The 12,970-nt window shown below is 69.7% G+C and carries 15 protein-coding genes; 6 read left to right on the forward strand and 9 right to left on the reverse strand.

Annotated elements, in window-relative coordinates:
• Nucleotides 1–804: 804 nt before the first annotated feature.
• Together ACFKCF_RS28840 and ACFKCF_RS28845 are read right to left on the reverse strand one after the other, a co-directional pair.
• Nucleotides 805–1,647 (reverse strand): NAD(P)H-binding protein, encoded by an 843-nt coding sequence (locus ACFKCF_RS28840; RefSeq protein ID WP_394498358.1) that lies wholly within the window; start codon nt 1,645–1,647, stop codon nt 805–807.
• 99 nt (nt 1,648–1,746) lie between these two features.
• On the reverse strand, nt 1,747–2,490 hold the full coding sequence (locus ACFKCF_RS28845; RefSeq protein ID WP_394498359.1) for an SDR family NAD(P)-dependent oxidoreductase: 744 nt from the start codon (nt 2,488–2,490) through the stop codon (nt 1,747–1,749).
• 183 nt (nt 2,491–2,673) lie between these two features.
• On the opposite strand from ACFKCF_RS28845, the gene ACFKCF_RS28850 reads away from it, so the two are divergent.
• From ACFKCF_RS28850 to ACFKCF_RS28860, 3 genes are all read left to right on the forward strand, one after another.
• Nucleotides 2,674–3,057, forward strand: a complete 384-nt coding sequence (locus tag ACFKCF_RS28850; protein ID WP_394498361.1) for a DoxX family protein — start codon at nt 2,674–2,676, stop codon at nt 3,055–3,057.
• Nucleotides 3,058–3,149: 92 nt separating this feature from the next.
• A complete protein-coding gene (locus ACFKCF_RS28855) occupies nt 3,150–3,482 on the forward strand; it encodes a hypothetical protein (RefSeq protein ID WP_394498363.1) in 333 nt (110 codons plus the stop codon).
• On the forward strand, nt 3,479–4,402 hold the full coding sequence (locus ACFKCF_RS28860; RefSeq protein ID WP_394498364.1) for an RNA polymerase sigma-70 factor: 924 nt from the start codon (nt 3,479–3,481) through the stop codon (nt 4,400–4,402). Before ACFKCF_RS28855 ends, ACFKCF_RS28860 begins: the two co-directional genes overlap by 4 nt.
• A gap of 140 nt (nt 4,403–4,542) precedes the next feature.
• On the opposite strand, the gene ACFKCF_RS28865 is transcribed toward ACFKCF_RS28860, so the two are convergent.
• The gene (locus ACFKCF_RS28865; protein WP_394498365.1) at nt 4,543–5,172 is read right to left on the reverse strand and encodes a TetR/AcrR family transcriptional regulator; all 630 of its coding nucleotides are present in this window, start codon (nt 5,170–5,172) and stop codon (nt 4,543–4,545) included.
• A gap of 78 nt (nt 5,173–5,250) precedes the next feature.
• Between ACFKCF_RS28865 and ACFKCF_RS28870 the strand changes: the two genes are divergently transcribed.
• Nucleotides 5,251–5,847: a hypothetical protein gene (locus ACFKCF_RS28870; RefSeq protein ID WP_394498367.1), complete on the forward strand. Its 597-nt coding sequence runs from the start codon at nt 5,251–5,253 to the stop codon at nt 5,845–5,847.
• Nucleotides 5,848–6,506: 659 nt separating this feature from the next.
• Here ACFKCF_RS28870 and ACFKCF_RS28875 read toward each other — a convergent pair.
• The 5 genes from ACFKCF_RS28875 to ACFKCF_RS28895 all read right to left on the reverse strand — a co-directional run bounded on the left by ACFKCF_RS28875 (nt 6,507) and on the right by ACFKCF_RS28895 (nt 10,538).
• Entirely contained in the window at nt 6,507–6,671 is a 165-nt protein-coding gene (locus ACFKCF_RS28875; protein WP_394498369.1) for a hypothetical protein, read from the reverse strand.
• 64 nt (nt 6,672–6,735) lie between these two features.
• The gene (locus ACFKCF_RS28880) at nt 6,736–7,005 is read right to left on the reverse strand and encodes a WhiB family transcriptional regulator (RefSeq protein ID WP_394498371.1); all 270 of its coding nucleotides are present in this window, start codon (nt 7,003–7,005) and stop codon (nt 6,736–6,738) included.
• Between the two features lie 129 nt (nt 7,006–7,134).
• On the reverse strand, nt 7,135–7,398 hold the full coding sequence (locus ACFKCF_RS28885) for a hypothetical protein (RefSeq protein ID WP_394498373.1): 264 nt from the start codon (nt 7,396–7,398) through the stop codon (nt 7,135–7,137).
• Nucleotides 7,399–7,558: 160 nt separating this feature from the next.
• Entirely contained in the window at nt 7,559–8,428 is an 870-nt protein-coding gene (tesB, locus tag ACFKCF_RS28890) for an acyl-CoA thioesterase II (RefSeq protein WP_394498375.1), read from the reverse strand.
• A gap of 76 nt (nt 8,429–8,504) precedes the next feature.
• Complete coding sequence (locus tag ACFKCF_RS28895) at nt 8,505–10,538, reverse strand: ATP-dependent DNA helicase UvrD2 (RefSeq protein WP_394498554.1); 2,034 nt, start codon at nt 10,536–10,538, stop codon at nt 8,505–8,507.
• 151 nt (nt 10,539–10,689) lie between these two features.
• Between ACFKCF_RS28895 and ACFKCF_RS28900 the strand changes: the two genes are divergently transcribed.
• Together ACFKCF_RS28900 and ACFKCF_RS28905 are read left to right on the forward strand one after the other, a co-directional pair.
• The gene (locus ACFKCF_RS28900; protein ID WP_394498376.1) at nt 10,690–11,586 is read left to right on the forward strand and encodes an alpha/beta hydrolase; all 897 of its coding nucleotides are present in this window, start codon (nt 10,690–10,692) and stop codon (nt 11,584–11,586) included.
• Nucleotides 11,587–11,733: 147 nt separating this feature from the next.
• A complete protein-coding gene (locus ACFKCF_RS28905; protein ID WP_394498378.1) occupies nt 11,734–11,982 on the forward strand; it encodes a mycoredoxin in 249 nt (82 codons plus the stop codon).
• Here ACFKCF_RS28905 and nudC read toward each other — a convergent pair whose 3' ends face one another.
• Entirely contained in the window at nt 11,983–12,957 is a 975-nt protein-coding gene (nudC, locus tag ACFKCF_RS28910) for an NAD(+) diphosphatase (RefSeq protein ID WP_394498380.1), read from the reverse strand. It lies immediately after the preceding gene.
• Nucleotides 12,958–12,970: the final 13 nt, after the last annotated feature.

The raw sequence follows: 12,970 nt of genomic DNA on the forward strand, positions 1-12,970 counted from the left end.
TCCGGGGGCTGATCTGGCGGCTCGTTGGTGGGCCGCAGGGATTTTACTGAACATGAGGTTAACTTCTGACTTCGCTGTGTAATGATACGAGTGCAAACCGTTACTCACGCGAAAGGATCCACATGCGCCGATCCGCGCGCCTGCTCACCACCTCCGCGGACCCACTCGCTCCCCCACCCCCCATGGCGCGGGTAGCACGAACGCGGTCAGGCCGGCATGAGCTCGCGCACGGTTCGGCGTCATGGTTCCTGAGGTGAGTGCGGCGCCCTGCTGTCCGCGACCGATCCGGCTTCCCCCACGTCCCGTCCGGGTTCGTGACCCCCGGCCGGCTCGGTCCACGAGGCCCGTGCATGCGCCTGTGCCATGCTCGGTGATCCCACCGGCGCTGATGGTCAGCACACCCCCTCCAGGGTGCTGAGCCGGCGCCGGTGGGTGAGCACCCCGGCACCGCACCTCTTCCGCCGCTGCCGAGCTGACGCCCTCCCCAAGCACGCGGCCGGAGCCGAGTATCAGGGCCTGTCCCCCTCTCTCGGCACCGACATCAGGATCAGTTGGATGGGCAGCGGCCGGGGCACCTCACCCGCCAGCGCCGAACTGACCGCCGAAAGCCGAGCACCAGAGCCCCTCCCCATCCCACCGCACCGACATCAGGATCAGTTGAACGGGAGCAGCCGGGGCACCTCACCCGCCAGCGCCGAGCCGACTGCCGGAAGCCGGGGCATCAGGGCCTGTCTCCGTTCCTCGGTGCCGACATCAGGAGTGTCTTCGGGCGGTCAGGGGTTGGCGAGGGCTGGGCGGTGACGGTCAGCTGCTGAAGGCCGGTGCGTTGTCGCGTGCCCAGTCGGCGAAGGTGAGTGCGGGTCGGCCCAGCAGATCTTCCACGGTGCTGGTGGTGGGGCCTGGGCGGTTGGCGTAGTCGGCCAGGGAGCCGAGCAGACGGGCGGGGACTTCTTCGGGCAGTCCCTGCGCGAGCATGCCCTGCCGTACCTGCTCGGGCGGGAGTTCCTGGAAGGACAGCGCTCGGCCGATGGCGGCGCCGATGAGCCGCACCTTCTCGAACTGGTCCAGTGACTGCGGCCCGGTCAGCGTGTGGATCGACCCCGTGTGCATGTTGTTCAGGAGGGCTTGTACGGCGACGGCCGCGATGTCGGTTTCGTGGATCGGGGAGGTGGCGGCCTGGCCGTAGGCGCCGCGTACTACGTCACCGGCCTTGATCTGGGGCGCCCAGGCCAGGGCGTTGGCGGCGAAGTCGGACAGGCGCAGGACCGTCCAGTCCAGGCCGGAACTCGTGACGAGGTCCTCGGCGAGCTTGAACTGGGCGGCGAAGCGGGGCTCCCCGGCCGGATGCTCCACGGTCGTGGCCGACAGCAGCACCGCGCGTCGTACCCCTTGCTTGACGGCGAGCTTCAGTAGATCGCCGAGGCCGGGGCCGACGGCACGCGGACTGATCTGTATTGCTTCCACTCCTTCCAGCGCCGCCTCCATCCACTGGGGATGAAACAGGTCACCACGGACAGCTCTCACGCCGTCAGGAAGCCGGACCTCGCCGGGACCGCGAGTGACCGCGGCGACGGCCGCGCCCTCCTGCAGCAGCAGGTTCAGCACCTGACGTCCCACGACGCCGTTGGCTCCGGTGATCAGGATCATGGTGGTGCTCCTTTGCTCGTCGTACGGGTTGCAGCGAGCCGCCCCGGGCGAGCAGATGCCCTGGAGATCAGGGGTCCGCCGGACCGGGGAGACGTTCGGTCACCAGGCGACGCCGCCGAGGCGATCGATGAAGATGCCGGTCGGACCGTCGGCGTCGATCATCGCGAGCTTGACGATCGGGTCGGTGCCCTCGGTGACCGTCAGCTGGCCGGTGTGATTGTTCATGTCGGTGGCGGCGAACTTGCGGTTGGCGACTTCTCCGGGGGTGACCAGGTTGAACTTGATTTCCGGGAGCGCCTGGGCGTACCGGACGGTGATCATGTTCAGCGCCGCCTTCGACGAGCTGTAGGCGAGCTCGTGCATTTTCGAGACGGGCTGCTCCGGATCGGTCACGACCGCGAAGGAACCGACGGCGCTGGACACCATCACCACTCGCGGATGGTCCGCCGCCTGCAGCAGGGGAAGGAACGCGTGCGTGACCCTGACCGGTCCGTACACGTTGGTGTCGTAGACGGAGTGAATCTCGTCAGCCGTCGCGTCCGCAGGCGCGACGATCCTTCCCGGCGCGCCTGCGTTGTTGATCAGCACATCGAGTCGGTCGGTGTGCTCGCGAACGAGCCGCACCGCGTCCTCCACCGACTCGTCCGAGGTCACGTCCAGTGGGACCATGACCACGTTCGCGCCGCCGTCGGTCAGCTTGGCGGCGGCCGCCCGGCCTCGCCCTTCGTCGCGCGAGCCGAGAAAGATCGTCCAGCCCTGCTCCCCGAGCCGCCGGGCCGCCTCAAAACCGAGCCCCTTGTTGCCTCCGGTGATCAGCACCGAGGTCTGTTCCGTGTTCGTCATGCCCTCTGAGACGAGAGAGCCTCCCTGAGCTGTGACACGGTGTGAGCACCCTCACAATCGGCAGCCTGCCGTGAGGACGTGCCCGAGAAGGCGGTATGTGCGGGTGTTCGGAGATGTCACTGGTGGAGGTTGCTGTCTCGTCTAGGGAATGCAGGCAATCCGCTGTCAAGGAGTGAGTGGACGATGAACCTCGCGTTGTGGATCGCTGCCGGGTTGCTGGCCGCGGTAGCGGTGAGCGGCGGGATCAGTAAGACGTTCGTGCCCAAGGAGAAGCTGGCCACCGTTCCTGGCGGGGGATGGACCGCGGACGTCGGTGCCGGCTTCGTCAGGACGCTGGGTGTCCTTGAGCTCCTGGCCGCGGTGGGCTTGATTCTGCCCGCCGCGCTCGACATCGCGCCGGTTCTGGTGCCGGTGACCGCGGTCTGCTGGGTTCTGCTGATGGTCGGCGCGATGATCACCCACGGCCGGCGTGGCGAATACGCGTTCGTGGTGCTGAACCTGGTCTATCTCGCGGTTGCGGCGTTCATTGCGTGGGGCCGCTTCGGTGTCGGGCCCTTCGCGGGATGACGGGGGGTGGGACCGGGATGATCAGGCGAGGGGTCGTGGCAGGCGGGAGCGGGGTACCGGGGCGGCGGCGAGTGCCACGGTTCTGGCGGTGGATGTTCAACGTCGTGGGCGATCCGCCTCTGGCTCGCGAGTGGGTGCCGCATCGCGCGGGAGCGGAGCGGGTGCCGCATCTGGCGGGAGCGAACGGGGCGCCGCATCTCCCGGGAGCGGAGCGGGCGCCGCATCTCACGGAAGCGGAGCGGGCGCCGCATCTCACGGAAGCGGAGCGGGTGGCCGTATGGCGGGCCCCGGTGCCGGGTCGGCAGGTGGTGGTGACGATGATGAGCGAGGGGCGCGGAATTTCCGACGCCGGTGCCAAGCGGGAGCTCGGCCCGCAGCTGCGCCAGCCGTCGTGGCAGCAGGATTTCAAGGAGGAGCTGGTATGAGCAGGGCCGAGGAGTTTCAGGAGCTGCGGCCGCTGTTGTTCTCGATCGCCTACCGGATTCTGGGCAGCGTGAGCGAGGCCGAGGACGCGGTCCAGGAGACCTGGCTGCGCTTCGAGGCCGCCCCGACGGAGCCCAGGTCGACCAAGGCGTTCCTCTCGGCCACGGTGACCCGGCTCTCCATCGACGTGCTGCGCTCGGCCCGCGTCCGGCGAGAAGAGTACGTCGGACCGTGGCTCCCCGAGCCGCTGCTGGCCGACCCTTACCAGGACCCGGAGCGGTCGGCGGAGCTGGCGGACTCGTTGTCGATGGCGGCCTTGGTGCTGCTGGAGCGGTTGTCCCCGCTCGAGCGGGCGGTCTTCGTGCTGCGGGAAGTGTTCGACTTCGACTTTCCCGAGGTCGCGTCGGCCGTGGGGCGCTCGGAGGCGGCCTGCCGCCAGCTGGTGGTGCGGGCGCGGCGCCATATGGCCGCAGGCCGGCCCCGCTTCGAGGCGAACCGCAAAGAGCGAGAAGCACTGGCGTCGCGGTTCTTCGACGCCCTCCGCGAAGGTGACGTCGCCGGCCTGCAGAGCCTGCTGGCGGCCGACGTATCGATGGTCGGCGACGGCGGCGGGAAGGCCCCGCAGCTGGCCAAGGCCGTCATGGGCGCCCAGAACGTGGCCCGGCTGCTCGCCTCCGTCTTCCCCCGGATGGCCCTGGCCGGCGTGACGGTCGAGCCGCACGAGGTCAACGGCCAGCCGGGGGCGATCTTCCGCGACCGGGACGGCAAGGTGCTCCACACCCTGACGCTCGATGTACTCGACGGGCAGATCCAGACGATCCATACGGTGATCAATCCCGACAAGCTCGGGCACCTGGGCTCAGTGGCGGATGCCTGGGCAGTCGACCGCGAAGTCAGGCGGGCACGCCGGCCCACGGAATAGCCGCGGCTACCGGGTCCACCCTCAAGTGCGGATGGGGGTGGTCAGTGTGCTGTGGATTTCTCGGCTGTGGCGGGCTGTTGAGCGGGGGAGTCTGTACCGGTCTCGAGGGGCCTTTTTCGGCCGGGCGCTTCCGGGGTTGTTCAGGTGAGGCCGGCGAGGAGGGCGTGGACGCCGTCGGTGAGTACGCGTTCGCCTTCCTCGCGCGAGTTCAGGAACCAGCCCGGTAGCGGGCTGCGGAGTGAGCAGGTCAGCTCGATGCTGACGATGCCGTGGATGGTGGTCCACACCAGGTACGCCGCACGTACCGGGTCGTTCGACTGGATGAGCCCGGCCTCGGCCGCGGCCGAGGTGGCTTGGGCGAGGAGGTCGAAGGTGAGGCCGAGGGCGTCGTTCCGGCGCTGTGGTGACGGGTCGAAGTCGGGAAGCGGGCGCTCGAACATCAGCGCGTAGAGAGCGGGATCCGCCAGCGCGAACTCCCGGTAGCCGCGGGCCACCGCCATGATCCGGGCCAGGGGGTCGGCGTGGCCGTTCAGTGACGTGGTCATGGCGTCGTGCAGAATGCTGAAGCCGTACTCGTAGATCGCTTCCAAGAGGCCGGCACGGCCGCCGAAGCAGGTGTAGATGCCCATCGTGGAGGCGCCCGCGACGTCCGCGACGCGGCGGAGGGTGAGGTGGAGGGCGCCCTGTTCGCGGAGAACGCGCATGGCCGCGTCGAGCAGGCCCTGGCGCAGCGCGCCGAGTTCTTTCGGGGTGCTTACGTCTCTCGGCACGCTCTCACCATATCTCGCGATAACGCGCATCATAACGAGCGTTATCGCTTGATATCACCGAGAGAAAGGGCTCCAGGGATGGGTGTCTATCGGGTCACGGCGGCGGCAGGGTTCGTGTGTGCCGTCCTGCTCGTGGTGAACTCGGCCCGACGCGCCGGGCTGCTGCCTGAGACGGCGTTCACGCACGCCATCGCGCCGTTCGGGGCGCTGACGGGTCTCCTCGCGATCACCGGCATCTACCTGATCGTTCGGGGTACGGCAGGCGGTCTCGGACTCATCGGGTACGTGCTCAACTCGGCCGGGCTGGCCGGGGCGTTCGCCATCGAGTACATCCTGCACTTCGTCTTCCCCTACTTAGGCGGGGGCACGGTCAGCGAGCTGCTGGCCGGGGGCACGGGGCGGGCTTTCCTCGTCACGTCGGCCGTGCTGTTGGCGGGGGTGCTGACCTTCAGCGTGGCGGCGATCAGGAGCGGGGCCATGCCCGCGGTCGGCGTGGTGCTCTATGCGGTGGGGATGGTTCCGGGGTCGTTGCGGAGCGTGGTGCCGGTGCCGGTGTACTTGGCGGGGCTCGTGGTGGCGGCGATCGGGGTCGCGTGGATGGCGGCTCGGCTGTGGCGGGCGGAGGAGTTCGTCGCGCATCCGACACGGAGGGGGGACGTACGGCCCACGGCCTGAGCGATCATCGGCGGCGGCTCCGGCGATGCGGCACCCGAAGGTGATGGCGTACTACGGGCCGCGCACTACGGGGCGGCCGCGGGCTATGAACTGCGGGCGCCGGGTCCAGGGTCCGCGGTCCGGGATACGAAATTCGGGCTGCGGGCACTGGATCCGGGGGTCGGGGTCGGGGGGCACCTTCGGCGGAGGCCGGAAGCCGGGCGGCCGGAGGGCGGCGCCGTCGGCGGAGGCCCAGAAGGGCGGAGGACGGCGCCGTCGGTGGGGGTCGGCGGCCGGAGGGCGGCACCGTCGGCGGGGTCGGAGATCTGAGGGCGGGGGGTCGGAGGGCGGGGTCAGGCTCCGAGCTGCGGGGGTCGAGGCGCGAGCTGCGGGATCCGGGGTCGGACGTGCGAGGTCTGCGTTGCGGGATCCGACGTGGCGGGATCCGACGTGGCGGGATCCGACGTGGCGGGATCCGACGTGGCGGGATCCGACGTGGCGGAGAGCCGAGGTCGCGAAGGGGCGAGGCCGCGAAGGGACCGAAGGCGGAGGTCTGAGGTGTGAGGTGTGGGCGGCGGGGTTCGGGGGCGTGTGCAAGCGCAAAGAGCCGGGCGCTTCGGGCGCCCGGCTCTTTGGGGGATCTAAAGGGAGATCCTGCGCCGGCGGCAGGACCTCCCAGGTCAGATCTGGCGGCTCAGGGCCGCACGAAGGCGGTCGTTCGCCCGCTGGACCTTGCGCCGCGCACGCTGCACGCGCGTGACCCGCGCGATGAGGCGTTGCTCCTCCGCCTCGCGGTGAAGGGTTTGTATTCGGTCATTCACCAGCTCATGGATGAGATCCGGCACTGCTCGGCTCCTAGCGATCTGAGCGTTCATTGGTTTGTTCACTTTCTGATTGAAGGTGCGATGTTCAGGCAGCGACCGGGTGCTTGCGGGGACGCCCGCGCGGACGCTTACGGGGAACGACGGCTCCCCTGAGGATGAGTTCGCCGCCCCAGACGCCCCACGGCTCCTCGCGCTCGAGCGCGCGGGCCAGGCAGGCCTTCTGGATCGGGCATCCGCCGCAGAGAGCCTTGGCGAACTCGACGTCCTGCGGCGACTCGGCGAACCACAGGTCAGGGTCGGTACGGCAGGGGATCTTGGCTTCGTCGATCAGGTCCATGATCGTCTTCGCCCCCATCTGCTTTCTCCTTTTGTCAGATCTCTTTGATCTTGGTCGGGCACCTCGTAGGTGGTCGCGAATCACGGACAAATAAGTAAGGCCGCGGATCCGTCTGCAGGATCCGCGGCCTGGGGGGCTGTACGCCGGTCAGGTTATGACCGGTGTATCCCTCCAGGGCTGCGGACCCCACAGTCCACCCTTGGTGAGCTGGTAGGCCGGCAGTTCGATACGTGCGTTGTAGACAGGAGCAGCTGGCGTGGCGGCGCCGAAGTGGGCGCGCGCGTGGTAGGCGGCGGCCTGGCTACGGACAGACTTCTCCTGCCGCAGCATGGCGGGGCCATCGACGAGCCTCACCGAGACACGGCACGCGGAAGCGAGCCACTGCGTAGCTGCCATCTGAATGCTGATCACCGGTGACTCACCTCCACTCTCGAGATCGTCGGAACAGTAGTGTCCGACTCGCTTGACCATGACCCTAAACCGGGAACCCGGGAACGGGCAACATATTTTCTACCTGCGATTTTGTTACATTGACCGCGCCTGGCGGCCTATTGCACGCGGCGTGTCGGCACTATTTCGTCAGGCGGATCATGGCCTCTTGAACGACCGAGACCACGAGCTCACCTGACGCAGTGAACATCTCGCCGCGAGCAAGTCCCCGAGCTCCCCCCGACCAGGGGGACTCCTGAGCATAGAGCAACCAGTCGTCGGCCCTGAAGGGGCGGTGGAACCACATGGCGTGGTCCAGCGAGGCGCCGGACATGTTGGAGGCTCCCCAGGCCATGCCGTGGGCCAGCAGGATCGTGTCGACCAGCGTGAAGTCGGACGCGTACGCGGCCAGCACGACGTGCAGGAGCGGGTCGTCGGGCAGGTCGGCGTGGTAGCGGAACCACACGTTGGTCTCGGCGCTGCGCAGGTCGGGGTTCTTGAACGCCTCCCAGGTGAGCGGCGAGACGTACCTGGCGTCCACGGGGCGGGGGCGCGAGAACCACTCGCGGAGCTCCGGGTGGTCGCCGACGGCGTCGAACATCCGGTCCCGGAACGTGGGGAGCGTCTCGGGGTCGGGCACCTGCGGCATGACGGACGCCTGATGCGTCACGCCCTCCTCGGGGATGTGGAACGACGCCGACATCGTGAAGATCGCCTTGCCGTGCTGGACGGCGACGATCCTGCGGGTGGTGAACGAACGGCCGTCGCGCAGGCGGTCGACGTTGTAGACGATCGGGACGGCGGGGTCGCCCGGGCGGATGAAGTAGGCGTGGAGGGAGTGGACGTGACGGTCCTTCGGCACCGTACGGCCCGCCGCCACGAGGGCCTGGGCCGCCACCTGACCACCGAAGACGCGCTGGATGCGTTCCTCCGGGCTCCGTCCCCGGAAGATGTCGAGCTCGATCTGCTCCAGGTCGAGCAGGTCCAGCAGCTCCTTCAGCGCCTCGTTCACGTGTCCGTCCCCCTTGGGATCTCGGGTGTTGGGGACAAGTCTGACGTGCTCCTTATATGGGACTAAAGGGGGGCTGTCAGTCTGCGCGGCAGAGAGACAGGACAGCCTCGCCGTACCGGTCCACCTTGATCTTGCCGATGCCCGCTATCGACAGCAGCTCCTGCTCCGTGGAGGGCGCGCGTTCCGCGATGGCCTGGAGGGTCACGTCCGTGAAGACGACGTACGGCGGGATCTTGGCCTCCTTGGCGGTCGCGGTGCGCCAGGCCTTCAAGCGTTCGAGGAGGGCCTCGTCGTAGTCCGCCGGGCACGTGGAGCAGCGTCCCAGCTTCTGCTCGGCGGCCGCCACCAGCGTCTTCGCGCACACCCGGCAGCTCACCGGCGCCGCCACCGCACGCCGTTCGCGGGGCGCGGTCGAGACGCGGGGCGGGGACGAGGCGGTGCGGGGGGCGAGGCCGTCGAGGAAACGGGAGGGGCGGCGGGTCCTGCGGGCGCCGGGGGCGCGGGCGCCGGCCCAGGAGAGGGAGAGGTGCTCCCGGGCGCGGGTGACGCCCACGTAGAGGAGGCGGCGCTCCTCCTCGATCTGCTCGGCGGTCTCGGCGTAGATGATGGGGAGCATGCCGTCGGTCAGGCCGACCAGGAAGACGGCGTCCCACTCCAGGCCCTTGGCGGCGTGGAGCGAGGCGAGAGTGACGCCCTCCACGGGCGGGGCGTGCTGCTCGGAGGCCCGGCGCTCCAGCTCGGCCACGTACGTGGGCAGGTCGGCGCCCTCGGCCGCCATGTCCTCCGCCAGGTCCGCCAGCGCCTTCAAGGACTCCCACTTCTCCCTGGCCTTGCCGCCGCCCGGCGGGGAGGGGGTCAGGCCGACGCCGGCCAGGATGTGGTGGACCTCGGCGGCCAGGGGCTCCCCGGCGTAGGAACGGGCGGCGCCACGCAGCAGGACGACCGCCTGCCGGACCTCCGGGCGGTCGAAGAAGCGCTCGGCGCCGCGCAGCACGTACGGGATCTCGGCCTTGGACAGGGCCTCCTCGTAGGCCTCCGACTGCGAGTTGACGCGGAACAGGATCGCGATCTCCCGCGAGTGCACGCCCTTGTCCAGCAGCTTCCTGATCGCGCGGGCCACCCCCGCGGCCTCGGCGGGCTCGTCGTCGTAGTCGGAGAACGACGGCTTGGGGCCGTCGGGGCGCTGGGCCACCAGGTCGAGCCGGTGCGGAGACCTGACGATCAGCCGGTTGGCCAGGTCGACCACCTGCGGGGTCGAGCGGTAGTCGCGCACCAGCTTGATGACGGCGGCGTCGGGGTGCTCGACCGCGAAGCCGGTCAGGTAACGCGGGGTGGCGCCGGTGAAGGAGTAGATCGTCTGGTTGGGGTCGCCGACCACGCAGAGGTCGTCGCGGCCGCCGAGCCAGGTGTCGAGCAGGAGCTTCTGCAGCGGGTTGACGTCCTGGTACTCGTCCACGACGAAATAGCGGTACTGCTGGCGGACCTGCGCCGCGACCTCCTGGTGCTCGGTGATCACCGCGGCGGTCAGCTCGAGGATGGTCTCGAAGTCGACCAGGTGGCGTTCGCGCCTGATCTGCTCGTACGCCTCGTAAAGGCGAGCCACCTCCTCCGGCGGGACCGGGGGCGTGCGGTGGTATTTCGCCGCGGCCGCCATGTAGTCCTCCGGCCCGATCTGGGTGACCTTGGCCCACTCGAGCTCGGCCGCGATGTCCCGCAACTCGGACCGATCCGCATTTTTCCGGATCTGGCGGCAGGCCTCCGCCAGTACCGGGAGCTTGGACTCGATCACCGAGGGCGCCTCGCCCCCGATGACCCTCGGCCAGAAGTAGGTGAGCTGCCGCAGCGCCGCCGCGTGGAACGTGCGGGCCTGCACGCCGGGCGCCCCGAGCGCGCGCAGCCGCTGGCGCAGCTCCCCCGCCGCGCGAGTGGTGAACGTCACAGCGAGCACGCTCTGCGCGTCGACCACCCCGCTGCGGACCGCGTGCGCGATGCGATGGGTGATCGCCCTGGTCTTGCCGGTGCCCGCACCTGCCAGCACACACACCGGACCGCGCACCGCCTCGGCCACCGCGCGCTGCTCGGGGTCGAGCCCGGCCAGGACGTCATCCATGTTGTTCACCCGTACATACTCGCAGGTGTAGCGGACAGCCTCTTTATTCTGGCAACATGCGGGCCGACGTATGTTCATAGCCACCAGATGCAAAGAACCGGTCTCTTCCCTCACAATGGGTCCGACCATCTGCATGGGGGAAAGGAAGGCCGTGCGAACTGCGGTTTTCGCGGGCGTGCTCGCGCTCGCTGCCGTCGTGCTCACACCTGTGGCCGCCAGCGCCAACAAGGAGCCGACGCCCGGCCCCACGGACGTCGTCGACCAGTACGGGCTCGGCGAGTTCGCCTCCGAGACCGTCTCGTACGGCCCCCAGGCACGCCAGGCCATGGACGTCTGGTGGACCCCCGACGGCCAGCAGCGCCCCGGTGTCTTCCTGATCCACGGCGGCTGGTGGTCGGGCGGCGACAAGCGTTACATGAAGGAGATCGTCCGCCAGTACGCCGAGCTGGGCTACACGGTCTTCAACCTCAACTACCGGCTCTCCAGCGACGCCGCGTGGCCCGCGCAGCGCTCGGACGCGCTGGCCGCCATCGCGCTGGCCCGCAAGCACGCCGAGCGGTGGGCGTTCGACCCGAGCAACTACGTGGTGGTGGGCTTCTCCGCCGGCGGCCACATCGCGGCGGCCGTGGGCACGTACGGCGACGGCATCTCCGGCCTCAAGGGCGTGGTGGGCCTGTCGCCGATCATCTCGCCGCTGCGCGCCTACTCCGACGGCGAAAAGTCTGATGACCCCAACAAGCGCAAGCTCCGTACGGCCGCCATCCGCCTGGCCGGTGGCTGCGCGCCCAAGGGCAAGTGCTCGCGGGTCTGGGCCAGCATGGAAGTGGCCTGGCACGCCAGCCGCAAGGACGCGCCGATGCTGACCGTGCACTCCAAGGACGAGTTCGTGCCGCCGGTGCAGAGCCAGCTGCTCAAGACGATGCTGGGGCAGGTGGGCGTGCCCGTGACGGTGATCACCCAGCCGGGCATCAACCACAGCAACCCGCTCTATCGCGAGCCCGGGGTGGCCGAGCAGGTGCAGGCCTGGATCGCCGACCGCATCGGCTGACGCGGCCCCGCCGGGCGCCCCGCCCACGTGGGCCGGGAGGACGCCACCGCGCCCGAGGCGGGACACCCCCGCCTCAGGAATGAACTTGCACAGTCCGGTTGTTGCATGGAGCGCCTATTTTCCTGACCTCCGGAGGGATCTCCCGACATGGCGCTCACCGTCTACAGCACCACGTGGTGCGGCCCCTGCAAGCGGCTCAAGTCCCAGCTCACCCGCGAGGGCATCAGCTTCAAGGACATCGACATCGAGCGTGACCCGTCGGCTGCGGAGTTCGTGATGAGCGTCAACAACGGCAACCAGGTGGTGCCGACCGTGGTGATCGACACCCCCGACGGCCGCGTCGTGCGCACGAACCCCTCGGCTCTGGAGGTCAAGGCCCTGCTCCGGGCCTCCTGATCACCAGTCGCCGGTCAGCTCGCCGCCGTACCAGGTCTCGATCAGGCGGCGGGCGATCGACACCGGCGGGGGCAGGCGCAGCTCGCCGGACTCCAGCGCCCGCGCCAACTCCTCGCGCGAGAACCAGCGGGCCTCGGCGATCTCCTCGGCGTCCGGCGTGAGCTCGGTCGAGATCGCCTCGGCGAAGAAGCCGAGCATGAGGCTGCGCGGGAACGGCCAGGGCTGGCTGCCGAGATAGCGCGGGCGGACGACGGTGACGCCGACCTCCTCCGCCACCTCACGGGCGACGGCGTGCTCCAGCGACTCCCCCGGCTCCACGAACCCCGCCAGGATCGACAGCCGGCCCTCCGGCCACTGCGGCCCGCGGGCGAGCAGGCAGCGGTCGTCCTCGTCGCGGACCAGCATGATCACCGCGGGGTCGACGCGCGGGAAGTGCTGGCTGCCGTCCTGCGGGCAGACGCGGATGTGCCCCCCGGCCTGCACGTCGGTGCGGGAGCCGCAGCGCGGGCAGTATTCGTGGGTCGTGTGCCAGGCCTCCAGCGCCACGGCGTAGACCAGCAGGCCGGCGTCGCGGTCGCCGAGCAGGCCCCCCACCTGGCGCAGCCCGGCCGCCACCGGCTCGCCGTCGGGCGTGTCGCGCAGGCTCATGGGGACCGTCACGCGCCCGTTGACGTCGCCCCTGGGGACGCCGGGCAGCGGCGCGGCCACCGCGAAGTAGGCGACGCCGCCCTCGACCCCGAGCAGGTAGCGCTCGCCCGGCGGGGCGTCGGCCGGCGCGTAGAGCACCGCCTGCACCTCGTCGCCCGACCGCCGCACCAGCGTGTGACCGTCGTCGATCACCAGCACCCTGGTCGACGGATCGGACCACGCCCGCTCCAGCCACTGCTCGTTGGCCCGCAGCGCCGAGGATCTGTCGATGGTGCCGCGTGCCAGAAGCAGAGGCCCGATGAGTTGCTCTTCCGCGGTCGTCTCCACAGGCCGCCCCCTC

The sequence above is a fragment of the Nonomuraea sp. JJY05 genome (assembly GCF_043496855.1).
In the GTDB taxonomy this organism is placed as follows: domain Bacteria; phylum Actinomycetota; class Actinomycetes; order Streptosporangiales; family Streptosporangiaceae; genus Nonomuraea.

Coding starts and splice junctions, on each gene's coding strand:
- ACFKCF_RS28845 (WP_394498359.1), bottom strand. CDS start 2,490: ATGACGAACACGGAACAGACCTCGGTGCTGATCACCGGAGGCAACAAG.
- ACFKCF_RS28860 (WP_394498364.1), top strand. CDS start 3,479: ATGAGCAGGGCCGAGGAGTTTCAGGAGCTGCGGCCGCTGTTGTTCTCG.
- ACFKCF_RS28880 (WP_394498371.1), bottom strand. CDS start 7,005: ATGGGGGCGAAGACGATCATGGACCTGATCGACGAAGCCAAGATCCCC.
- ACFKCF_RS28850 (WP_394498361.1), top strand. CDS start 2,674: ATGAACCTCGCGTTGTGGATCGCTGCCGGGTTGCTGGCCGCGGTAGCG.
- ACFKCF_RS28870 (WP_394498367.1), top strand. CDS start 5,251: ATGGGTGTCTATCGGGTCACGGCGGCGGCAGGGTTCGTGTGTGCCGTC.
- ACFKCF_RS28840 (WP_394498358.1), bottom strand. CDS start 1,647: ATGATCCTGATCACCGGAGCCAACGGCGTCGTGGGACGTCAGGTGCTG.
- ACFKCF_RS28855 (WP_394498363.1), top strand. CDS start 3,150: ATGTTCAACGTCGTGGGCGATCCGCCTCTGGCTCGCGAGTGGGTGCCG.
- ACFKCF_RS28905 (WP_394498378.1), top strand. CDS start 11,734: ATGGCGCTCACCGTCTACAGCACCACGTGGTGCGGCCCCTGCAAGCGG.
- ACFKCF_RS28895 (WP_394498554.1), bottom strand. CDS start 10,538: ATGGATGACGTCCTGGCCGGGCTCGACCCCGAGCAGCGCGCGGTGGCC.